Below are 22,644 nucleotides of genomic sequence, written 5' to 3'. Positions count from 1 at the left end.
GAATCGTGCCCGCCATCAGCATGGAACGCTGCCCGCGATCGCATGGAACGCCGCCCGCCATCGGCTGGAACAGCGCCCGCCATCAGCGTGGAATCGTGCCCGTCATCGGGTGGAATACGCAGTCAAGCAGGCCCGCTCGGCGCAGCAGCAGGTCGTCGTAATAGCTCGTGAAGCCTTCGAAGAACCAGAGCAGCTGGCTGTAGTTCTCGGCGCCGTAGTCGTAGCGCGCGAACTCGGCAGGCCGCAGCCGCTTGACGTTCCAGGTGTGGAAGTACTCGTGGCTGATGAGACCCAGCAGCGTCGTGTAGCCGTCGGTCGTGCGCGTCTCGCCCTTGCGCGGCAGGTCGCGGCGCGATGCGATCAGCGCCGTCGAATTGCGGTGCTCGAGTCCGCCGTAGCCGTCGTCCACCGCGTTCAGCATGAACAGGTAGTTCTTGTGGGGCGGTTTGCGGCGGTCGTGCCAGAAGCGGATCTGCGCCTCGGCGATGCGCTGCGTGTCGGCCAGCAGCCGTTCGCCGTCGAACGATTCCGCCGCTCCCGCGACGACGAGGCGGTGCGGCACGCCCGCGGCCCTGAACTCGCCCGACCAGAACGTGCCCATTTCGACGGGCGAGTCGACAAGCTCGTCGTAGTCGGCGGCGCAGTACGTGCCCCAGCCACGCTTGCCGACCTTGAGCGGCGCGAGCCCCGTCGCCACCTCCCACTGCGCCGTCTCGCGCCCGGCCGCGATGTCGAGGTGGTGTTCGCCGCGTTCCTGTCCATGCACCCGCAGGCACAGGCTCGTGCCGTTGAAGAAGCCGCGCTGCGAATCGAGCCAGGCGGTGCGCACGGAGTTGTCGAACGCGTAGACCTCGTACGTCATCACGAGCGGACTGGAGGGTACGCAGTCGACCTGCCAGTTGCACTTGTCGACCTGATGCACGTGGACGGCCTTCCCGCCCTGCCGCGCGGTCAGGCGCTGCAGGTGCTTCGAGAACTCGCGCACGAGGTAGCTGCCCGGAATCCACACGGGCAGCGACACGTGCTGCGCGGCCTGCGGCTGCGCGACGGTGAGCGTGACGTGGAACAGGTGCGCCGCGGTGTCCGCGGGCTCGACGCGATAGCTGACGGGTGCTGTCCGCAAGGCGCTTATTTCCCTTGGGCGAGGAGCTTCTCGACCTGCTGCGCGCCGATGGCGCCCGGCACGCGCGTGCCGTCGGCGAAGATCAGCGTGGGCGTGCCGGTGATGCGGTTCCTCTTGCCGAACTCGACGTTGCGCGTGAGCGCGGTCGTGTCGCAGCCGGGGGCCGCCGCGGGAATCGGGACGTCCTTCACCATGAAGTCGCTCCAGGTCCTGCCCTTGTCCTTCGCGCACCAGATGTTCTCGGACTTCTTCGTCGAGTCCGGGCCGAGGATCGGGTAGAGGAACATGTAGACGGTGACGTTGTCGACCTTCTGCAGCTCGCGCTCGAAGCGCTTGCAGTAGCCGCAGTTCGGGTCTTCGAACACGGCCAGCTTGCGCTCGCCCTTGCCGCGCACGATGGTGAAGGCGTCCTTCATGGGCAGCTGGTCGAAGGCGATCGCGCTCAGCTTGTCCATGCGCTCCTCGGTGAGGTTGCGCTGCCCCTTCGTATCGATCAGGTGGCCCTGGATCAGGAAGTTGCCCTCGGCGTCGCTGTAGTAGATGTCGCTGCCCACGCGAACCTCGAAGAGGCCGGGCATGGGCGACTTCGCGACCTCGTCGATCTTGCCGAGCTTGGGCAGGCGCGTCTCGAGGTTCCGGCGCAGGTTCGCGTCCTGCGCCTGCGCGCCGACGGCGAGCGTGAGGCCGAGTACGGCGAGGGCGACCGTGCGGCGCAACATCTTGTTCATCGTCATTCCTTTACTTCCTTGATCAAAGCCGGCCCATCGCCTGCCGCGCAACCCAGTGCTTCACCGGGCCGCTCATCTCGAATCCGTTCATGCCCCGGTTGCGCAGCCACGCCCAGGGCGCCGACGCTTGCGAGAACAGCTGCTGCAGCCCGTCGGTCGCGGCGCTCATCGCCATCACGTCGGCCTTGCGCGAGCGCTCGTAGCGGCGCAGCAGGCGGGTGTCGCCGGGGCTGCGCCACGATTCCCTTTCGCGCAGCACCTGCGCGAGCAGCGCGGCGTCGGCCAGCCCGAGGTTCAAGCCCTGTCCCGCCAATGGATGCACATTGTGCGCCGCGTCGCCCGCGAGCGCCCAGCCGGGGCCGCACCAGCGGTCGGCCTTCGCGAGCTGCAGCGGCCAGGCGGCGCGTTCTGTCGACAGCGTGAGCTTGCCCAGTGCATCGTGGCTCGCCGCCTGCAGTCTCGACTCGAATTCGGGTGCGCCGAGCGCAAGAAGTTCCCCCGCCCGCGCTTCGCCCAGCGACCACACGAGCGCCGCCTCGTGGCCCGTCGCGCCGCCGAGCGGCAGCAACGCGAGCACGTCGCCGCCGTCGAACCACTGGTGCGCCGTCTGCCCGTGCGGGCGTTCGCACTGCACGCGGGCGGCGATGGCGGTCTGCCGGTACGAGGTCACTTCGTAGTTCACGCCGAATTCGTCGCGCGTCGCGCTCGCCCGGCCTTCGCACACCACCGTGAGCGGCGCCGCCTGCGGCTTGGGGATGCGCTCGACAAAGGGCTGGTAGCGCAGCGCTTCGCCCAGACGCTCGAGCAGCGGCGCGACGTCGACGATCCAGGCGAGCGCGGCCGCGCCTTCGGCGCCCGCGTTGAACGTCACTTCGCCGCCCGCGTCGCCGCGCACATGCATGGCAAGCACGGGCGTTGCATGCGCCGCGTCGGGCCAGGCGCGCACGGTTTCGAGCATCGTTTTCGACGCCGCGTTCATCGCATACGCGCGCACGTCGCTTGCGCCGCTGGCGGCGGCGGGCGAGGCGTCGACGAGGCCGACGCGCAGGCCGTCGCGCGCCAGCAGGAGGGCGAGCGTGCGGCCGACGACACCGGCGCCGCGGATGCAGACATCGAGGGGAAGCATCGGGGACATTGTAGGAGGGCACAATCCCGCGCATGAGTTCCGAAATGCATTCCGACATCCGGGCCCGCATCGCCCGCCTGTTCGTGTACCCGGTCAAGTCCTGCGCCGGGATCGAGCTGACCGAGGCCGAGCTCACCGAGACCGGGCTCGACCTCGACCGTGCCTGGATGGTCGTCGACGAACACGGCGAGTTCGTGAGCCAGCGCGAACTTCCGCGCATGGCGCTCGTCACCCCGAAGCTGCGCCATGCGGACGTGGTGCTGCGCGCGCCCGGGATGCTCGCGCTGCACCTGTCCATCGACCGCGTCGAGGAGCCGATGAAGGTGCGGGTGTGGGACGACGAAGTGATGGCCTACGACATGGGCGACATCGCGGCGCAGTGGTTCACCGACTTCCTCGGGCGCAAGCTGCGCATCGTGCGCTTCGACCCCGACGTTCGCCGGCTCTCCAGCCTGAAGTGGACGGGCGGCATCGAGGCGCCCAACCAGTTCAGCGACGGCTATCCGGTGCTGGTGGCGAGCGAGGCTTCGCTCGAACTGCTGAACCGGAAGCTGGCGGCGGCGGGGGGCGGCGCGGTCGGCATCGAACGTTTCCGGCCCAACGTGGTGCTCTCGGGAATCGAGGCGCACGACGAAGACCGGATCGACACTTTCCACATCGCGGCCGACGAAGCCGTGCAGTTGCGCCCCGTGAAGCCCTGCGTGCGCTGCCCGATCCCGAACATCGACCCTGCCACGGCGAAGGTCGACCCCATCGTCACCGACGTCCTGCAGGGCTACCGGCGCAACGAGGCCATGGACGGCGGGGTCACCTTCGGCATGAACGCCATCGTCGTGGAAGGCGTCGGCCAGACCCTGCGGGTGGGCCAATCGGTGACCGGCCGGTTCCGGTTCTGACCGAACGAATAAAATCGCCGGCTCGGCTAATCTGGAATCGACATGAGTTTGAAGTGCGGCATCGTGGGCTTGCCCAACGTGGGGAAGTCCACCCTGTTCAACGCCCTGACGAAGGCGGGCATCGCCGCGGAGAACTATCCCTTCTGCACGATCGAGCCCAACGTGGGCGTGGTCGAGCTGCCCGACCCGCGGCTGAAGGGCCTCGCGGCCATCGTGAAGCCCGAGCGGATCGTGCCGGCCATCGTCGAATTCGTCGACATCGCCGGGCTGGTGGCGGGCGCGAGCAAGGGTGAAGGGCTCGGCAACCAGTTCCTCGCGCACATCCGCGAGACGGACGCCATCGTCAACGTCGTTCGCTGCTTCGACGACGCGAACGTGATCCACGTCGCGGGCAAGGTCGATCCGGTGTCGGACATCGAGGTGATTCAGACCGAGCTGTGCCTGGCCGACCTGGGCACGGTGGACAAGAGCCTGCAGCGCTACACGAAAGCCGCGAAGTCGGGCAACGACAAGGAAGCGGCGAAGCTCGTCGCCGTGCTCACGCGGGTGCAGGCGCAGCTGAACGAGGGCAAGCCGGTGCGCACGATGTCGCTGTCCGACGACGAGCGCGCCCTGCTGCGGCAACTGTTCCTCATCACCGCCAAGCCGGCGATGTTCGTGGGCAACGTCGACGAATCGGGCTTCGAGAACAACCTGTATCTGGACCGCCTGCGCGAGTACGCCAAGGCGCAGAACGCGCCCGTGGTCGCGATCTGCGCGAAGATCGAGTCCGAGATCGCCGAGATGGCGGACGAGGACAAGGAAATGTTCCTCGCCGAGATCGGGCAGGAGGAGCCGGGCCTGAACCGGCTGATCCGCGCGGCCTTCCAGCTGCTGGGCCTGCAGACCTACTTCACGGCCGGCGAAAAGGAAGTGCGGGCCTGGACGGTGGCCATCGGCGCGACCGCCCCGCAGGCGGCCGGCGTGATCCACACCGATTTCGAGCGCGGCTTCATCCGCGCGCAGACGATCGCCTACGACGACTTCATCGCGCTGAAGGGCGAGCAGGGCGCCAAGGATGCGGGCAAGATGCGCAGCGAAGGCAAGGAGTACGTCGTGAAGGATGGCGACGTGATGAACTTCCTGTTCAACGTCTGACGCCTTACTTCATGAGGCCCGGAATGTCCCCCGGGAACGCGTACAGCAGCACCACGGTCATCGTCAGGTACCGCAGGAACTTGCCGATCAGCATGTAGAAGGCGCACGGCCAGAACGGCAAGCGCAGCCAGCCCGCCACCGCGCACAGCGGGTCGCCCACGATCGGCAGCCACGACAGCAGGCACGCACGGGGACCGAGTTTCTCCAGGTACGCGAGCGCCTTCAGGTGGTGGCGCGACTTGCTGTACTTGTCGGCGACCTTGTGCGCACCGTAGCCCAGCCACCAGTCGAGCATGCCGCCCAGCGTGTTGCCGGCGGTCGCCACGAGGATCGCCGGCCAGAACAGGTCGGGATTGAGCTTGAGCAGGCCGAACAGCGCCGGCTCCGAGCCGACGGGCAGCAGCGTCGCCGAGACGAAGGCGATGACGAAGAGCGTGCTCAGCCCGAATTTCGGCAACGCGAGCAGCGCGAAAAGCGGTTCGATCCAGGTGGGCATGCGCGCGCAAGTATAGGGACGTCAAGTGCGCCGGACATGTAGTCCCGTACGCAGTTTTTATTTCAGGTGTTGAAACGTCGCGGGCCTACAATCGTGCCTCATTTTTCAGCAGCCGCATTTTCTCCTCCTTCCCCGCTTCCCATGAACATCGGACCCCACACCCTCGCGAACAATCTGTTCGCAGCGCCGATGGCGGGTGTGACGGACCGGCCGTTCCGCCAGTTGTGCCGCCGCTTCGGCGCGGGCTATGCGGTCAGCGAGATGGTCACGTCGAAGCGTGAGCTGTGGGCCAGCCTCAAGACATCGCGCCGCGCCGACCACGCGGGCGAGCCGGGCCCGATCGCGGTGCAGATCGCGGGCACCGACGCGCCGTCGATGGCCGAGGCCGCCGTCTACAACGTGGAGCGCGGCGCGCAGATCATCGACATCAACATGGGCTGCCCCGCCAAGAAGGTGTGCAACAAGTGGGCGGGCTCCGCGCTGATGCAGGACGAGCCGCTGGCCGTGGCTATCGCGGCCGCCGTGGTTCGCGCCTGCGAGCCGCACGGCGTGCCGGTGACGCTGAAGATGCGCACGGGCTGGTCGCAGGCGAATCGCAATGCGCTGCAACTCGCGCGCGCCTTCGAAGACGCGGGCATCCGCATGCTCACGGTGCATGGCCGCACCCGGGAGCAGGGCTACGGCGGGCAGGCGGAGTACGAGACGGTGGCCGCGGTGAAGATGTCCGTGCGCATTCCGGTGGTGGCGAACGGCGACATTCGCACACCCGAGCAGGCGCGCGACGTGCTCGCCCTCACGGGTGCGGACGCGATCATGATCGGCCGCGCGGCGCAGGGGCGGCCGTGGATCTTCCGCGAGATCGCGCATTTCCTTGCGACGGGCACGCATCTCGCGCCGCCGCTCGTGGCCGAAGTGCGGCGCGCGCTGCTGGAGCACCTGCGCGACCACCACGCGCTGTATGGCGAATTCACGGGCGTTCGCAGCGCGCGCAAGCACATCGGCTGGTATGTGAAGGCCTTGCCCGGCGGCGAGGCGTTTCGCAACGACATGAACACGATCGAGGATGGCGCGGCCCAGATCGAGGCCGTTGCCGGCTTCTTCGACCGGCTCGCCCTCGACATGGACCGCCTGCCGCGGCACGCGGTCGATACAGAACAAGAAGAGGTTGTATGAGCCAGACGCGCACGCGGGTGTCCGCATGAGCAAGAAACACATCGAGGAGTGCGTGCGCAACAGCCTGGAAGGTTATTTCCGGGACCTGCGCGGCACCGAGCCCGACGGCATGTACGAGATGCTCGTGAAGGCGGTCGAAAAGCCCCTGCTCGAGGTCGTGATGGCGAAAGCCGAGAACAACCAGTCCCGCGCCGCGGAATGGCTGGGCCTGAACCGCAACACCCTTCGCAAGAAGCTGGTGGAGCACAAGCTGATCAAATGAACGCACTCCTCTCCGTCTCCGACAAGGCCGGCATCGTCGAGCTCGCGCAAGCGCTGCACGGCCTCGGCATCCGACTCATCTCCACCGGCGGCACCGCCAAGCTCCTGGCGGACAACGCGCTGCCCGTGACCGAGGTCGCCGAAGTCACGGCGTTCCCCGAAATGCTCGACGGCCGCGTGAAGACGCTGCACCCCAAGGTCCACGGCGGCCTGCTGGCGCGGCGCGACACGCCCGAACACATGGCGGCGCTCGCCCAGCACGGCATCGACACGATCGACATCCTCGTCGTGAACCTCTATCCGTTCGAGGCGACCGTGGGCAAGGCGAACTGCACGCTGGAGGATGCGATCGAGAACATCGACATCGGCGGACCCGCCATGGTGCGCAGCGCCGCGAAGAACTGGAAGGACGTCGCGGTGCTCACCGACGCGTCGCAGTACCCCGCCGTGCTCGACGAACTGAAGACCGCGGGCAAGGTCTCGGACGCCACGCGCTTCAAGCTCGCCGTGGCCGCGTTCAACCGCATCAGCAACTACGACGCGGCGATCAGCGATTACCTGTCGTCGCTGCAGGACGACGGCAGCCGCGCGCTCTTCCCCGCGCAGGCCAATGGCCGCTTCGTCAAGCTGCAGGACCTGCGCTACGGCGAGAACCCGCACCAGCAGGCCGCGTTCTACCGCGACCTGTATCCCGCGCCGGGCTCGCTCGTCATGGGCAGGCAGCTGCAGGGCAAGGAACTCTCGTACAACAACATCGCCGACGCCGATGCGGCGTGGGAGTGCGTGAAGAGCTTCGATGCGCCGGCCTGCGTGATCGTGAAGCACGCGAACCCGTGCGGCGTGGCGCTGGGCAAGGATGCTCTCGAGGCCTATTCGAAGGCGTTCAAGACGGACCCGACGTCGGCCTTCGGCGGCATCATCGCGTTCAATCGCACCGTCGACGGCGCCGCGGCCCAGGCCGTGAGCAAGCAGTTCGTCGAGGTGCTGATGGCAACGGGCTTCACGGCCGAAGCGCTGGAGATCTTCAAGGGCAAGGCCAACGTGCGCCTGCTGCAAATCGACCTGCCGCCCGGCGGCGCGACCGACTGGGACAAGGGCCGCAATGCGATGGACGTGAAGCGGATCGGCTCCGGCCTGCTGATGCAGACCGCCGACAACCGCGAGCTCGTGCGCGCCGACCTGAAGGTGGTGACGAGGAAGCAGCCGACCGCGAGCGAGTTCGACGACCTGCTGTTCGCCTGGAAAGTCGCGAAGTACGTGAAGTCGAACGCCATCGTGTTCTGCAAGGACGCAATGACGATGGGCGTGGGCGCGGGCCAGATGAGCCGGCTCGACTCCGCACGCATCGCGAGCATCAAGGCGCAGCACGCGAACCTTTCGCTGGCGGGGACGGCCGTGGCGAGCGATGCGTTCTTCCCGTTCCGTGACGGGCTCGACGTGGTCGTGGACCACGGCGCCACCTGCGTCATCCAGCCGGGCGGCTCGATGCGCGACGCCGAAGTGATCGCCGCGGCCGACGAGCGCGGCGTGGCGATGGTGTTTTCAGGCGTGCGCCACTTCAGGCACTGAGTTCGCGGAAGCTCGCGCGCGCCGCCTCGACCGTGCGCGCGATGTCCTCTTCCGAATGCGCCGAGCTCACGAAGCCTGCTTCATACAGCGCGGGCGCGATGTAGACCCCGCGGCTCAGCAATCCGTGAAAGAGGCGCCCGAACCTGGGCGCGTCGCTCTTCATCACCGCGCTGTAGTTTTGCGGCAACTCTGGCAGCAGGAAAAACCCGAACATGCCGCCTTCGTGGTCGCAGGCGAACCCGACACCCTCGGCATCGGCGGCGGACCGCAAGCCGTCGACGAGGGCGCGCGTGCGTTGCGACAACGCGTGAAAAAATCGCGGTTGCGCGATTTCTTTCAGCGTCGCCAGACCGCAGGCCGTGGCCACGGGATTGCCGCTCAGCGTGCCCGCCTGGTACACCGGGCCGAGCGGCGCGAGCTGCTCCATGATCGATCTTGGCCCGCCGAAGGCCGCCAGCGGCATGCCGCCGCCGATCACCTTGCCGAGCACCGTGATGTCGGGCGCGAAGCCGGGGATGGAAGCCGCGTAGATGCCTTGCGCCCCGCCGAGCGCGACGCGGAAACCCGTCATCACCTCGTCGAACACCAGCAGCGCGCCTGCCGAGGTACACAGTTCGCGGCAGCGCTGCATGAAGGGCACGCTGGCGCGCACGAAATTCATGTTGCCCGCGATGGGCTCGATGATCACGCAGGCGATGTCCGCGCCGTGCAGGGCGAAAGCCTCCTCGAGCTGCGCCACGTTGTTGTATTCGAGCACGAGCGTGTGCTGCACGACCTCCGCCGGCACGCCCGCGCTGGTGGGATGCCCGAAGGTCGCGAGGCCTGAGCCGGCCTTCACCAGCAGCGCATCCGCATGGCCGTGGTAGCAGCCCTCGAACTTGACGATGGTGCGGCGTCCGGTGGCCCCGCGCGCGAGGCGGATCGCGCTCATCGCGGCTTCGGTGCCCGAGCTGACGAGGCGCACCATCTCCACCGAGGGCAGGTGCTTCACGATCTCTTCGGCCAGCTCGATCTCGCGCTCCGTCGGCGCGCCGTACGAGAAGCCTTCGGTGACGGCGCGCTGCACCGCTTCGACCACCGCTGGATGGCCGTGGCCCAGGATCATCGGGCCCCAAGAGCCGATGTAATCGATGTAGCGCTGGCCGTCCGCATCCCAGAAGTACGCGCCCTGCGCACGCTGAACGAAGCGCGGCGTCCCGCCGACGGCGCGGAATGCCCGCACGGGGGAATTCACGCCGCCGGGGATGATCTTCCGCGCGCGGTCGAACAAGGACTCGTTTCGGTTAGTGCTTGGTGTCATGGGGAGGGAGTTCGAATGCCGCGATGTCGACGTCGGACGGGGCGGCGGTTTCGTCCGACGCATCGGCCTCGTCGACTTCGCCTTGCGCCCAGAACAGGCGGTCGGGGATCACGTTGCCCATGCCGGGGCGAAAACCCCCGTCGAGGCAGCGGTCGAGGTAGCTGAGCGATTCGGTCGCGGCGGCCGCGAGGTCGGCGCCGCTGGCGATGAGGGCCGCCAGCGCGGCGGACAGCGTGTCGCCCGCGCCCGTGAAGACGGCATCGAAACGCTCGAATTTTTCGCTCGCCAGCACGGCCTGCGGCGTCGCGAGCGCATTGTCGATGTACTGCTCCGGCAGCGGAATGCCGGTCACGAGCGTGTAGGGCACGCCCATGTCGGCGGCGGCCTTCGCGATGTCGCGCGCCGTGGGGCTGCGCTCGTTCGACCAGTCGGGCAGAAGCCAGCGCCACAGCGTGCCGTGGTTGCCCACCAGCACGGTGGTCTGGGGCAGCAGCAGTTCGCGAAAGGCGTCCTCGTACTGATCGGCCAGGCCGTCGTCCCACCAGGTGAGGCTGGGCATGTACGCAACGACGGGGACGTCGGTATAGTCCGCCGCGATCTCGGCGATGACCGAAAGCGTCTCCGGACCGCCCACGAAGCCGACCTTGAAAACCTGCACCGGCACGTCCTCGAGGATCGCGCGGGCCTGTTCGGCGACGGCCTCTTCGTCGAACGGATAGTGGTCGAAGTACTCCGCCGTGTCGCGCGCATAGGCGCCCGTCGCGATGGGCAGCGCATGCGCGCCTACAGAGGCGACCGCGGTGATGTCGGCCGCCAGACCGCCGGCGCCGCTCGCATCGTTCGCGTTGAAAATCATCACGCACGAGGGACTGCCGGGCTCGCCGGACTGCGCATCGGCGCCACTTGACATGGAGGGTGGGTTGGGGTTCGGCATGGCCCTGACTATCGCCCGTTTCACGCGCCGCGGAGGGCCTCGGGTCGCCTGGAGAGGCGTCGATACAATCGTTGCATTCTATGCGAAGGCCCTTTAAGCTGTGACTGAACCTAAAACGTGGATGTGTCTGATTTGCGGTTGGCTCTACGACGAGGCCGCAGGGGCCCCGGACCATGGCATCGCCCCCGGCACGCCCTGGGATCAGGTGCCGATGAATTGGACTTGCCCCGAATGCGGCGCCCGCAAGGAAGACTTCGAGATGGTCCAGATCTGATGGGATCGTCGCGCCCTGCGCAACGCCGCCCCTCGTAATGCAGCAACGAACCAGGAGCAGCGTCCAGTGAGCACATCGGCATTCAAGGTGCTGGTGATCGACGACAGCAACACGATCCGGCGCAGCGCGGAGATCTTCCTCAAGCAGGGCGGTCACGAGGTCATGCTGGCCGAGGACGGCTTCGACGCCCTCTCGAAGGTGAACGATTACCAGCCTCACCTGATCTTCTGCGACATCCTGATGCCGCGGCTCGATGGCTACCAGACCTGCGCGATCATCAAGCGAAACGCAAGATTCGCGAACACACCCGTCGTGATGCTCTCGTCGAAGGACGGCGTGTTCGACAAGGCCCGCGGCCGAATGGTCGGTTCGCAGGACTACCTCACCAAACCGTTCACCAAGGACCAGCTGCTGCAGACGGTGCAGCAGTTCGGGTCCGCCGCGAACGGGCAATGACTACGGAGCAGAAGATGGCGATACACAAAGTGCTGGTCGTGGACGACTCGAAGACCGAACTGATGTTCATGACGGACCTGCTGCAGAAGAACGGGTTCGCGGTGCGCACGGCGGAGAACGCGGAAGACGCGTTTCGCCGCCTCGCCGAGGAAAAGCCCGACCTGATCCTGATGGACGTGGTGATGCCGGGGCAAAACGGCTTCCAGCTCACGCGCGCCATCACCCGCGACCCCAACTTCGCGGGCGTGCCCATCATCATGTGTACGAGCAAGAACCAGGAAACCGACCGCGTGTGGGGCATGCGCCAGGGGGCGCGCGACTACATCACCAAGCCGGTCGACGCCGACGAGCTGATGGCCAAGATCAAGGCGCTGGCCTGACCCTTCGCGGGGCGGACCGGGCAGGGAGCAAAGAAAACACATGGCCAACCGCGAAGCACTGCGAGAACTCCAGAGCCGGCTGGCCAGCCGGCTGCAGGCGGCTCGCACCGAGGGCGTGCAGGCGGCCTGGCTGGCCGTCGAGGCCGCCGGCAGCAAGTACCTTTTTCCGCTGGCGCAATCGGGCGAGATCTTTCCCTTCGCGGCGATGCAGCCGGTGCCCTACACGAGCGCCTGGTTCCTCGGCGTCGCCAACCTGCGCGGGGGCCTCTTCGGCGTCGTCGACCTCGCGAGCTTCGTGACCGGCAGCCCGCCGCGGCAGCGCTCGGACGCCGGCCGCGCCGAGTCGCGCCTCGTCGCGCTGAACACGGCGCTCGAGGTCAACTGCGCGCTGCTCATCGACCGCCTCGCCGGCCTGCGCGGCGTCGACGCCTTCACCGCCTCCAGCGAGCCCCCCGAGGGCTCGCCCGACTATTACGGCAGCGGCTACACCGATGCAAACGGCGCGTACTGGCAGGAAATCAACCTCCAGACCCTGTCGCGCCAGCCGCAGTTCCTCAGCATCAGCGCTTAAGTTTCCCCCGGAAGGTTCGATCATGTCCGTCGTTGACTCCCTCAAGAAAATACTGGCCCGCAAGGGCGGCGCCGCGAAAGACGGCGCGGTCGATCCGGCATCGCCGGATGCAGGCGACATCGCATCGGAACAGGCGAGCATGACGATGGCGATGGACGTGCCGATGACCCTCGGCGACGACCCGTCGAGCCTCGGCGCCGAGGAAATGGCCGGCGATGCGGCGCAGGCGGAGCTGATCTCGATGCCCTTCCTCGGGCGCCGCAGCATCGCCACGCACCAGCGCGTGCTCTTCACGCTGTTGGCCCTGTCGCTGGTCGTGCTGGGCTCCGTGGCCATCTTCGCGGTGAACCAGGCCGACAAGGTCGCCCAGCAGGTGGCGGGAACCGGCAACTCGCTCATGCAGTCGCAGCGGCTCGCGAAGTCGGTGTCGCAGGCGCTGGTGGGCAGCCCGCAGGCCTTCCCGGACGTGAAGGAGTCGGCGGATGTGCTGGCGAAGACCGTGCGCGCGCTGAAGGCGGGCGACGACCAGCTGGGGATGCAGGGCGTCTCGCCCGACATGCAGCCGGACCTCGACAAGGTCATGCCGATGATGGAGCGCGCCGAGAAGAACGCGAAGACCGTCATGGAGCAGCAGAAGATCCTCACGCAGGTGGGCACCGCGCTGCGCACGATCAACCGCCAGTCGTCCGACCTGCTGGAGATCGCCGAGACCGTGTCCTCGCTCAAGCTGCAGCAGAACGCCGCGCCGGCCGAGATCTCCGCGGCCGGCCAGCTCGTGATGCTCACGCAGCGCATCGGCAAGTCGGCCAACGAATTCCTCACGATGGAGGGCGTCTCGCCCGAGGCCGTGTTCCTGCTCGGCAAGGATCTGAACTCGTTCAAGGACATCGCGCAGGGCCTGCTCGATGGCAGCCCCGAGCTGCGACTGTCCGGCACGAAGGACGAGCAGACGCGCGAGCGACTGCAGGCGCTCATGAAGCTGTACGAGCAGACGCGCGCGCAGGCCGGCGCCATTCTCGGCAACCTCCAGGGCATGGTGTCGGCGCGCGAAGCGCAGGCCGCGATCATTGCCGACTCCGAGCCGCTGCGCCGTGCGCTCGAGGACGTGCAGGGCAAGCTCTCGCTGCAGACGGGCCTGGGCATCGGGGCGCTGATCGCGCTGGCGCTGTCGTCGATCTTCGCGATCGTCTGCGCCATCGGCCTGGCCTACGTTCAGCTGCAGGACTCGCGCAAGCGCCAGGAAGTGGCCGAGGCGCAGCGCCTGGAGGCCGAGCGCCAGGAGCAGGAAGCCAAGCGCGTGAACGACGCCAACCAGGCGGCCATTCTTCGGCTCATGAACGAACTGCAGTCGGTCGCCGAGGGCGACCTCACGCAGGAAGCGACGGTGACCGAGGACATCACGGGCGCCATCGCCGACTCGGTGAACTACACGGTGGAGGAACTGCGCCAGCTGGTGGGCAACGTGCAGGCCACGGCGACGAAGGTCGCGGCGACGACGGCGCAGGTGGAATCGACCTCGACCGAGCTGCTGGCCGCGTCGACCGAGCAGCTGCGCGAAATTCGCGAAACCGGCCAGTCGGTGCTCGACATGGCGACGCGAATCAACCAGGTGTCCGGGCAGGCGCAGGAGTCGGCCCAGGTGGCGCGCCAGTCGCTGAAGGCCGCCGAGCTCGGGCTCGCCGCCGTGCAGAACGCCATCGGCGGCATGAACGCGATCCGCGACCAGATCCAGGAAACGTCGAAGCGGATCAAGCGGCTGGGCGAATCGTCGCAGGAGATCGGCGAAATCACCGAACTGATCTCGGACATCACCGAGCAGACGAACGTGCTGGCCCTCAACGCCGCCATCCAGGCCGCGTCGGCCGGCGAAGCGGGACGCGGCTTCTCGGTGGTGGCCGAGGAAGTGCAGCGCCTGGCCGAACGCTCCGCGGACGCCACGCGGCAGATCTCGGCACTGGTGAAGGCGATTCAGACCGACACGCAGGACGCGGTGGCCGCCATGGAGCGCTCCACGCAGGGCGTGGTCGAGGGGGCGAAGCTGTCCGACAACGCGGGCACCGCGCTCACCGAGATCGACCAGGTGTCGCGCCGCCTCGCCGAGCTGATCGAGCAGATCTCGGCCTCGGCCTCCAAGGAAGCCGAATCCGCCAACGTGGTGGCCGGCAACATCCAGCACATCTTCGCCGTGACGGAACAGACCGGCGAGGGCACGCGCTCCACGGCGCAGCAGGTGCGCGAGCTGACGCGCATGGCCGAGGAACTTCGCCAGTCCGTATCGCGGTTCAAGATCGCCTGACCGCCCCACCCGCAGTTCGCCGGAGCCCGAGGCATCCATGCAAGTGACCGACACCGATCTCGATCTGGCCACCAACGACCTCGGGCCGTTGGCCTGGGTGCTGGACGAGCTGAGGAAATCCCTCGATTCCGCGTCGTCGGCGCTGCGCCGCTACGTGCGGGACGCCGCGCTCGCGCGCGGCCAGGACATGGCGTCGGTCGACACGGGACAGCTGCGCATCGCGCGGCAGCAACTGCACCAGGCGGTGGGCGCCCTCGAGATGGTGGGCCTGGCTCCGCCCGCGCAGATGCTGCGCGCGATGGAGTCGGCCGTGCAGAAGTTCGTCGAGCGGCCCGAGCTGTGCAACCAGGAATCCGCCGCGAAGGTCGATCGCGCCGGCGGCGCGCTCACCGAATACCTCGAACTGCTGCTGCTCGGCAAGGCCGTCTCCGCCATCGGCCTCTTTCCGCAGTACAAGGACGTGCAGGAGCTCGCCGGGGCCGACCGTGTGCATCCGGCTGACCTGTGGACGTTCGACTGGAAGTGGCTCGACGCCGCGACGCCCGCCGAGGTAAAGCCGCTCGAGTATGGCGCGCCGGTGCGTTCGCGCCTGGACCAGGCGGTGCTGCGCATCGTGAAGACCGCGGACGCCGCGGCCGCGCGCGACCTCGCCGAGGCGAGCCTCGGGCTGGCAGCGACGCAGGTCGCGAAGCAGCCCCGCATTTTCTGGAAGATCGCCTCGGCCTATTTCGAGGCGGTGGCGCACGGACTTCTGCCCTCGGACCTCTACGTCAAGCGCGCGGCCTCGCGCATTCTGTTGCAGTACGCCTCGCTCGCCAAGGGCGAGCTGGGCGTGTCCGACCGGCTGGCGAACGACCTCGTGTTCTTCTGCGCCCAGGCCGTGCCTGCGCCGGGCAGCGCGCCCGCGCTGGAGGCCGTTCGCAAGGCCTACGGTCTCGCGCGCACGCAGCCGGTCGATTACGCGACGAGCCCCTACGGCCGTTTCGACCCCGCACTGCTGTCGCAGGCGCGCAAGCGGATCGGCGGCGCGAAGGAATTCTGGGGCGCGGTCTCCGGCGGCGAGACGATCAAGCTCAAGGGCGTCGCCGACCAGTTCCAGCTCATGGCGGATGCGCTCACGAGGCTCTATCCGCCGGCCGCTCCGCTCGCGCAGGCGCTCACCGCCGCGGTCGACTCCGTAGTGCGCTCCCTGAGCGCGCCCGGCCCCGAGCTCGCGATGGAGGTGGCCACGGCGATCCTGTACCTCGAGGCCGCATTCCAGGACCTCGACCCGTCCGACACGCAGCTCACCGACCGCACCACGCGGCTTGCCGAGCGCGTGAACCGCGTCAGCGGCGGCGGCCAGCCCGAGCCGCTCGAGACCTGGATGGAGGAGCTCTACCGCCGCGTGAGCGACCGGCAGACGATGGGCAGCGTGGTGGGCGAGTTGCGCGGCACGCTGTCGGAACTCGAGAAGCTGCTCGACCAGTTCTTCCGCGAGCCGGCCGAGAAGGGGCCGCTGCGCGACGCGCCGAGCCACCTGTCGCAGATGCGCGGCGTGCTGTCGGTGCTCGGTCTCGACCAGGCGTCGCAGGCCGTGCTTCGCATGCGCGAGGCCGTGGAGGACATCGTCATGGCGCCGGCCGGTGACGCCGAGAAGCTGCGCGCCGCGGGAACGTTCGACAAGCTGGGCAACAACCTCGGCGCGCTCGGCTTCCTGATCGACATGCTCAATTACCAGCCGGCGCTGGCCAAGAAGCTGTTCGTCTACGACGACGCCACGGGCGAGCTGAAACCGCTGATGGGGCGAGCGGGCGAGGCCCCGGGCGAAGGACATCGAGAGGAAGAAGAGGCGCCTGCCGGGCCGGCGATCGAGCCGCCATCGGTGCCGCAGGCGGCGGACGCTCGCGTGGGCGCCCCGGCCGCACCGGCGGATTCGGTGGCGCCCGATTCGTCCATCGCGCCGACGGCGTCCGTTCCCTCCGTGCCGGCTGCGCCCCCTGTGGCCGCGGCAGCCCCAGCCTTGGTGGCAGCTCCTGAAGAAGACGACGGCGAGGCCGAACTGCGCGACATCTTCCTGGAGGAAGCGCGCGAGGTCGTCGGCAATGGCCTCGATGCGCTCAAGGCGCTCGTGGCCAGCCCGGCGGACGTCTCCGAACTCACGACGCTGCGGCGTGCCTTCCACACGCTCAAGGGCAGTTCGCGGATGGTGGGCCTCAACGAGTTCGGCGAGGCCGCGTGGCAGCTCGAACAGGTGCTGAACACGTGGCTGGCCGATCAGAAGCCGGCGAGCGATGACTTGCGGTCCCTCGCGACCAACGCAATGGAGCGTTTCGGCGTGTGGGTCGAGGACATTTCCAGCGGCGCGGATGCGCGCTGGAAGGCCGGCCCGTTCCGCGCGGCCGGCGAGGCGATGCGCTCGGAGTCGCGCCTTGTGGAGATTCCGATGCCCGGGGCGGCGTCGGTCGTCGAGGCAGCCAAAGTCGTTGCAGCACCCGCCGTCGTTGCAGCACCCGCCGTCGTCGACGCGGCGCCGGTCTTCGAGGCCACGCCGGTCGTCGAGGTCACACCCTTCGTCGAGGCCACGCCGGTCGTCGAATCGGAGCCGGCGATGGAAGCGCCGCCGGTTGTCGAGGCCGCGCCTGCAGTCGTGCCGGTGGCCGAGATCGCGCCGCCCGACGTCGAATCTCCGCCGGTGGCGGATCCCGATTTAGAGATCGATTTCGGACCCGCCAGCGAGCCGCACGCGGCCGAGGCTGCGCCCGGCGACGTTGCGCCTGCCGAGGTTCTCGATTTCGATTTCCTCTCGGCGCCTGCTGCGCCGGCCGAGCCGGTCGCGACATCGGTGATCGATCCCGTGCCCGTGGCCGAAGCACCGGTCGATTTCACTTTCGACCTGCCGCCGGCGGACCCGCAGCCGACTGCGCCAGCGATGAACACCGACGAGCCGATCGAGCTTGCGCAAGCCGAGGATGCTTCGCAAGTCGCCGAAGCGGTCGACTTCGGCAATGAAGCGGGATTCATCGAATTCGTCGAACCCGCGGAACCCGCTGAACTCGCCGAGCCCTTCGACGACGCTGCCGGCGTTGAGCAGCAACCCGAGTTGTCGGATGCGCTCGATTTCGCGGCGCCTTCCGAAATCGGCGACGTCGCACCCGACACGCTCGTTGCCACCGAGGTGCCTCTCGACGAACTGAGCGACTTCGACTTCGAATTCGACGCGCCAGCCGATGCATCGCCCGCAGCGTCCATGCCTGCGCTGGAGATGCCGGCCGACATCGCGGGCATCGACTTCGGCAGCCTCTCCGCCGTTTCGGGCGACATCGCGCCGATGGACATGGAGACCGTCCCGGACGCCGGTGGTTTCGATCTCTCGTTCGACGAACCACCGCCTGAGTCGCCAGAGCCTGTCGCAGGCGAAGCCTTCGCCGAAGTCGAAGCCGAGTCAGTATCCGAGGCCGACCTCGAACCCGACGACGGGACGCTCGACGAGCAGGTCAAGGTGATCGGCTCGCTGCGCATCGGCATTCCGCTCTACAACGTCTACCTCAACGAGGCCGACGAGTGGTCGCGGCGCCTGGGCCAGGAAATCGGCGAGTGGGCGCTCGAGACGAGCCAGGGCGTGCCGGATTCCACCGTCGGCTGGGCCCATGCGCTGGCCGGCAGTTCCGCGACCGTCGGCTTCATGACCCTCTCCGACGTCGCCCGCGCGCTCGAGGGTGCTCTGCAGGATTCGCAAGCCCTGGCCTATTGCACCGACCAGCATGCGCAGGCCTTCACGCGCGCCGCCGAGGAAATCCGGCGGCTGCTGCACCAGTTCGCCGCCGGGTTCCTGAAGGAGGCCGACCCGCAGGTTGTCGAAGCGCTGCATGCGCTCAAGAGCCTCGAAATTCCGCAGCGCGCGAACATCGACTCCGAACTGCCGCAGGACGAGGACGGCGATCTCGACTTCGCGGCGGCGCCGACGATGTCCGCGCCCCTGGCCGATGTGGATTCCGCGCAGGCCGAGCCGGTGGCGCCCGAGTTCACGACGTTCGAACCGCCAACCCTTGCGACGCCGCTTTCCGATCGTGACGCGCCGCTGGCCCCGATCGCGGCCGTTGCCCGTGGCGACGCCGAACTCGATGGCGACGACGACATCGACGTGGCCGATGCGATCGATCCCGACCTCTTTCCCATCTTCGAGGAAGAGGGCGCCGAACTGCTGCCGAAACTCGGCACCGCCATGCGCCAGTGGGCCGCGCGCGCCGACGACCGCAGCGCGCGCGACGACATGCTGCGCCACCTGCACACGCTCAAGGGCAGCGCGCGCATCGCGGGCGCCCTGCGGCTCGGCGAGCTCGCGCACCGGCTCGAGTCGGACGTGGAGCACCTCGGCGTCGACAACGTCAATCCCGCCGACATCGAAGCGCTGCTGCACCGCTACGACGTGATCCAGGCGCGCTTCGAGGCGCTGCGCGCCGTGAGCGCGGCGGACGATGGGCAGGCGTTCGCGGCGCCGCAGGACGCGCCGCCGGAGGACGCTCCTCAGGCAAACGAAACACCGGCCGCGCCACAGCGACCCCTGGTCGCCCGGGCGCCCGGCGGCATCGCGCTGCCGGCGGCGCTTGCCGTCACATCCGTTCGCCAGGCGGCGAACCAGGCCGTGCGCGTGCGCTCCCAGTTGCTCGACCGGCTCGTGAACCAGGCGGGCGAAGTGATGATCACGCGCTCGCGGCTCGAGGAGGAGCTGCGACAGCTGCGCGCCTCGCTCGGCGACCTTTCCGGCAACCTCGACCGCCTGCGCTCGCAGCTGCGCGAGATCGAGCTGCAGGCCGAGACGCAGATGCAGTCGCGGCTCGCGCTGCAGAAGGACACGGCGGCCGGCTTCGATCCGCTGGAGTTCGACCGCTTCACCCGCACGCAGGAACTCACGCGCCTGATGGCGGAGTCGGTGAACGACGTCGCCACCGTGCAGCGCAACATCCAGCGCATCGTCGAAGCGACCGAGGACGACCTGATCGCCCAGGCGCGCCAGACGCGCGAGCTGCAGCGCGACCTGCTGCGCACGCGCATGGTGGAGTTCGAGGGGATCTCCGATCGCCTTTACCGCGTCGTGCGGCTGGCCGCCAAGGAGTCGGGCAAGCAGGTGAAGCTCGACATCGTCGGCGGCTCCATCGAAATGGACCGCGGCGTGCTCGACCGCATGACGCCGGCCTTCGAGCACCTGCTGCGCAACTGCGTGGCGCACGGCATCGAGCCGCCCGCCGCGCGCGTCGCCTCCGGCAAGGAGGCGAGCGGCAACATCGTCATCACGCTGCGGCAGGAGGGCAATGACGTGTCGGTGCAGTTCGCCGACGACGGCGCGGGCCTGGACGTGGCGCGCATCCGCGACAAGGCGCTGCAGCAGGGCCTGATCGACGTCGGCCACGTGCTGACCGAGGCCGAAGCCGCGAACCTCATCTTCCTGCCCGGCTTCTCGACCGCCGCGCAGGTGACCGAGCTCGCCGGCCGCGGCATCGGCATGGACGTCGTCCGCGCCGAGGTCAACGGCCTGGGTGGACGCATCGAGACCACGACGACGCTCGGACAGGGCACGACCTTCAAGCTCGTGCTGCCCCTCACGACCGCGGTGACGCAGGTCGTGATGGTCCGTTGCGGCCGGCTTTCGATCGGCGTGCCGGCCAACCTCGTGGAGCTCGTCCGGCGCGCCACCGTGAAAGAAGTGCAGCAGGCCTATGCCAGCGGCACCTTCGAGTTTTCCGGGGAGCAGCTGCCTTTCTTCTGGTCCGGCGCCCTGCTGCAGTCGTCGGCGCGCAGCACCGAGCCGCAGGGCAAGACGCTGCCGGTGGTCATCTTCCGAAGCGCCGCGCAGCGCGCGGCCGTGCATGTGGACGAAGTGCTGGGCAACCAGGAAGTCGTCGTGAAGAACCTCGGGCCGCAGTTGTCGCGGCTGCCCGGCCTCGCGGGCATGACCGTGCTCGCATCGGGCGCCGTGGTGCTGATCTACAACCCGGTGGCGCTCACGCAGGTCTACGGCCAGCAGGCGCGCGACCTGACGGTCGTCGACAAACTCGAAGGCGCGACGCCGCTGGAAAGCAGCGCCGCGGCAGCCGCGGTGGCCGTCGTCGCGGCCGCGGCGGAGGGCCTGCAGGCGCCGGCGATGACGTTGCCGGCCATCATGGAGGCGGCGCCCGCGGTTCCGCTCGTGCTGGTCGTCGACGATTCGATCACGGTGCGCCGCGTGACGCAGCGCCTGCTGCAGCGCGAAGGCTACCGGGTCAGCCTCGCCGCCGACGGCTTGCAGGCGATCGAGCGCCTGGCCGAAGAGCGGCCCGCGGTCGTGCTGTCGGACATCGAGATGCCGCGCATGGACGGCTTCGACCTCGCGCGCAACATCCGCGGCGACGTGCGGCTGAAGGACCTGCCCATCGTCATGATCACCTCGCGCATCGCCGAGAAGCACCGCGAGCACGCGCGCGAACTCGGCGTGAACCACTACCTCGGCAAGCCCTACGCGGAAGAGGAGCTGCTGAGCCTGGTGAAGCACTACTGCGCGCAGCAGGCCACGGCCTAGTCCTTGTCGCGGATCGCACCGAAGCGCGTCAGCGTGAGCCGGCGCGCTTCTTCATGGTCGACGATGGGGGCGATGCGCGGCTCGCCCGGCGGAACCCACCGGTCGACGAACTCGCGCCGCGGATCGAACTTCTTCAGCTGGCTCTCGGGATTGAAGATGCGGAACCACGGCTGCGCGTCGCAGCCCGTGGACGCGGCCCATTGCCAGCCGCCGTTGTTCGCAGCCAGGTCGTAGTCGAGCAGCTTCTCGGCGAAGTAGCGCTCCCCGCGCCGCCAGTCGATGCCGAGGTCCTTGGTGAGAAAGCTCGCGGTCACCATGCGCAGCCGGTTGTGCATGTAGCCGGTCGCATTCAGCTGCCGCATGCCGGCGTCGACCAGCGCGAACCCCGTGCGCCCCGCGCACCAGGCGTCGAAATGCGCATCGGCCTGCGCGCCCTCGGCCCACGCGATCGCGTCGTAGCGCGGCTTGAAGGCGCCATTCACCACGTGCGGGAAGTTCGCGAGGATCTGGAAGTAGAAGTCGCGCCAGGCGAGCTCGGACAGCCAGGTTGCCGCGCCGTTCCCTGCCTCCACGCCTGCTCGCAGCGCGCGCGCGCGGGCGAGCGACACGAGTTCGCGGATCGAGACGGTGCCGAAGCGCAGGTCCACGCTCAGGAAACTCGGACCCTTCACGGCGGGATAGTCGCGCGACTCGTCGTAGGCCTCGATGCGCCGCTCGAAATCGGCGAGTCGCGACGCCGCGCCGGATTCGCCCGCCTGCATTTCCAGCGCGAAGGGCGCGAAGTCGAGGGCCTCGAGCGAGGGCACGTCCTTGCGATGTTCGGCCGGACGCGGCGCGAACGTCGCCGCATCGGCGTCGTGGCGCGGCAGCGGCCCCTTTTCCAGCAGCGCGAGCCACGTCCTGCGGTACGGCGTGAAGACCGAGTACGGCGTGCCGCCGCCGGTGAGCACCTCGCGCTCCTCGCGGATCACCTGGTCCTTGTAGGCGTGGAACTCGATCCGTTCGCGGGCGAGCGCCGTGCGCACCGCGTCGTCGCGCGCGATGGCATCAGGCTCGTAGTCCTTGTTGGCGAAGACGGCCTGCGCGCCGAGTTCGCGCGCGAGGCGCGGGACGAGTTTCGCGGGATCGCCGCGCAGCACGATCACGCCCGCGGCGCGCTGGCCGGACCGCTCGCGCAGCGCCGCATCGAGCCCGGCGAGCGATTCGCGGATGAAGGCCACGCGGCGGTCTTCGCGCGGCAGCGGCGCGAGGATCGCGTCGTCGAACACGAACACGCAATGCACCGCACGGCACGCCGTCGTCGCGTGATGAAGCGCGGCGTTGTCGCGCAGGCGCAGATCGCGCCGGAACCACATCAAACCCGTATCCAGAGGTGCCGTCACGAAGCGC

17 protein-coding genes and 1 pseudogene are annotated in these 22,644 nt (G+C 68.5%); 11 read left to right on the top strand and 7 right to left on the bottom strand.

Features of this window, described 5'->3' with window-relative positions:
• Nucleotides 1-121: 121 nt before the first annotated feature.
• The 3 genes and pseudogenes from AB7E83_RS21035 to AB7E83_RS21025 form a co-directional block, all read right to left on the bottom strand.
• Nucleotides 122-1,132, bottom strand: a pseudogene (locus AB7E83_RS21035) (M61 family metallopeptidase); the annotation flags it as partial.
• Nucleotides 1,129-1,842, bottom strand: a complete 714-nt coding sequence (locus AB7E83_RS21030; RefSeq protein WP_428572766.1) for a DsbC family protein — start codon at nucleotides 1,840-1,842, stop codon at nucleotides 1,129-1,131. The gene AB7E83_RS21030 and the pseudogene AB7E83_RS21035, both read right to left, overlap by 4 nt.
• A 31-nt stretch (nucleotides 1,843-1,873) precedes the next feature.
• Entirely contained in the window at nucleotides 1,874-2,977 is a 1,104-nt protein-coding gene (locus AB7E83_RS21025; protein ID WP_428572762.1) for an FAD-dependent oxidoreductase, read from the bottom strand.
• A gap of 32 nt (nucleotides 2,978-3,009) precedes the next feature.
• Between AB7E83_RS21025 and AB7E83_RS21020 the strand changes: the two genes are divergently transcribed.
• Both AB7E83_RS21020 and ychF read left to right on the top strand, forming a co-directional pair.
• Nucleotides 3,010-3,873, top strand: coding sequence for an MOSC domain-containing protein (locus AB7E83_RS21020; protein WP_428572761.1), 864 nt, complete (start codon nucleotides 3,010-3,012; stop codon nucleotides 3,871-3,873).
• A 42-nt stretch (nucleotides 3,874-3,915) separates the two neighbouring features.
• The gene (ychF, locus tag AB7E83_RS21015) at nucleotides 3,916-5,010 is read left to right on the top strand and encodes a redox-regulated ATPase YchF (protein ID WP_428572760.1); all 1,095 of its coding nucleotides are present in this window, start codon (nucleotides 3,916-3,918) and stop codon (nucleotides 5,008-5,010) included.
• 4 nt (nucleotides 5,011-5,014) lie between these two features.
• On the opposite strand, the gene AB7E83_RS21010 is transcribed toward ychF, so the two are convergent.
• Nucleotides 5,015-5,506, bottom strand: coding sequence for a YqaA family protein (locus AB7E83_RS21010; protein WP_428572759.1), 492 nt, complete (start codon nucleotides 5,504-5,506; stop codon nucleotides 5,015-5,017).
• Between the two features lie 141 nt (nucleotides 5,507-5,647).
• On the opposite strand from AB7E83_RS21010, the gene dusB reads away from it, so the two are divergent.
• The 3 genes from dusB to purH are packed head-to-tail and all read left to right on the top strand — an operon-like array spanning nucleotide 5,648 to nucleotide 8,509.
• The gene (gene dusB / locus AB7E83_RS21005) at nucleotides 5,648-6,679 is read left to right on the top strand and encodes a tRNA dihydrouridine synthase DusB (RefSeq protein WP_428572758.1); all 1,032 of its coding nucleotides are present in this window, start codon (nucleotides 5,648-5,650) and stop codon (nucleotides 6,677-6,679) included.
• 25 nt (nucleotides 6,680-6,704) lie between these two features.
• On the top strand, nucleotides 6,705-6,941 hold the full coding sequence (locus AB7E83_RS21000) for a Fis family transcriptional regulator (RefSeq protein ID WP_428572757.1): 237 nt from the start codon (nucleotides 6,705-6,707) through the stop codon (nucleotides 6,939-6,941).
• On the top strand, nucleotides 6,938-8,509 hold the full coding sequence (gene purH / locus AB7E83_RS20995) for a bifunctional phosphoribosylaminoimidazolecarboxamide formyltransferase/IMP cyclohydrolase (RefSeq protein ID WP_428572756.1): 1,572 nt from the start codon (nucleotides 6,938-6,940) through the stop codon (nucleotides 8,507-8,509). Before AB7E83_RS21000 ends, purH begins: the two co-directional genes overlap by 4 nt.
• On the opposite strand, the gene hemL is transcribed toward purH, so the two are convergent.
• A complete protein-coding gene (gene hemL, locus AB7E83_RS20990) occupies nucleotides 8,499-9,809 on the bottom strand; it encodes a glutamate-1-semialdehyde 2,1-aminomutase (RefSeq protein WP_428572755.1) in 1,311 nt (436 codons plus the stop codon). The two genes, purH and hemL, sit on opposite strands and share 11 nt — an antisense overlap.
• A complete protein-coding gene (gene thiD, locus AB7E83_RS20985; protein ID WP_428572754.1) occupies nucleotides 9,793-10,719 on the bottom strand; it encodes a bifunctional hydroxymethylpyrimidine kinase/phosphomethylpyrimidine kinase in 927 nt (308 codons plus the stop codon). Before thiD ends, hemL begins: the two co-directional genes overlap by 17 nt.
• A 145-nt stretch (nucleotides 10,720-10,864) precedes the next feature.
• Between thiD and AB7E83_RS20980 the strand changes: the two genes are divergently transcribed.
• The 6 genes from AB7E83_RS20980 (at nucleotide 10,865) to AB7E83_RS20955 (ending at nucleotide 21,255) form a co-directional block, all read left to right on the top strand.
• Nucleotides 10,865-11,017, top strand: coding sequence for a rubredoxin (locus tag AB7E83_RS20980; protein WP_428572753.1), 153 nt, complete (start codon nucleotides 10,865-10,867; stop codon nucleotides 11,015-11,017).
• 66 nt (nucleotides 11,018-11,083) lie between these two features.
• Nucleotides 11,084-11,473 (top strand): response regulator, encoded by a 390-nt coding sequence (locus AB7E83_RS20975; protein ID WP_428572752.1) that lies wholly within the window; start codon nucleotides 11,084-11,086, stop codon nucleotides 11,471-11,473.
• A 14-nt stretch (nucleotides 11,474-11,487) separates the two neighbouring features.
• Nucleotides 11,488-11,853, top strand: a complete 366-nt coding sequence (locus AB7E83_RS20970; RefSeq protein WP_428572751.1) for a response regulator transcription factor — start codon at nucleotides 11,488-11,490, stop codon at nucleotides 11,851-11,853.
• Between the two features lie 40 nt (nucleotides 11,854-11,893).
• Nucleotides 11,894-12,424, top strand: a complete 531-nt coding sequence (locus AB7E83_RS20965; RefSeq protein ID WP_428572750.1) for a chemotaxis protein CheW — start codon at nucleotides 11,894-11,896, stop codon at nucleotides 12,422-12,424.
• Nucleotides 12,425-12,629: 205 nt separating this feature from the next.
• On the top strand, nucleotides 12,630-14,720 hold the full coding sequence (locus AB7E83_RS20960) for a methyl-accepting chemotaxis protein (protein WP_428572765.1): 2,091 nt from the start codon (nucleotides 12,630-12,632) through the stop codon (nucleotides 14,718-14,720).
• A gap of 37 nt (nucleotides 14,721-14,757) precedes the next feature.
• On the top strand, nucleotides 14,758-21,255 hold the full coding sequence (locus AB7E83_RS20955; RefSeq protein ID WP_428572749.1) for an Hpt domain-containing protein: 6,498 nt from the start codon (nucleotides 14,758-14,760) through the stop codon (nucleotides 21,253-21,255).
• Here the strand turns inward: AB7E83_RS20955 and AB7E83_RS20950 are convergent.
• The gene (locus AB7E83_RS20950) at nucleotides 21,252-22,637 is read right to left on the bottom strand and encodes a cryptochrome/photolyase family protein (protein WP_428572748.1); all 1,386 of its coding nucleotides are present in this window, start codon (nucleotides 22,635-22,637) and stop codon (nucleotides 21,252-21,254) included. The two genes, AB7E83_RS20955 and AB7E83_RS20950, sit on opposite strands and share 4 nt — an antisense overlap.
• Between the last annotated feature and the right edge of the window lie 7 nt (nucleotides 22,638-22,644).

This window comes from Ramlibacter sp. (assembly GCF_050250995.1).
Classification (GTDB): Bacteria; Pseudomonadota; Gammaproteobacteria; order Burkholderiales; family Burkholderiaceae_C; genus Ramlibacter.
This window is presented reverse-complemented; position numbering and strand designations above follow the sequence as displayed.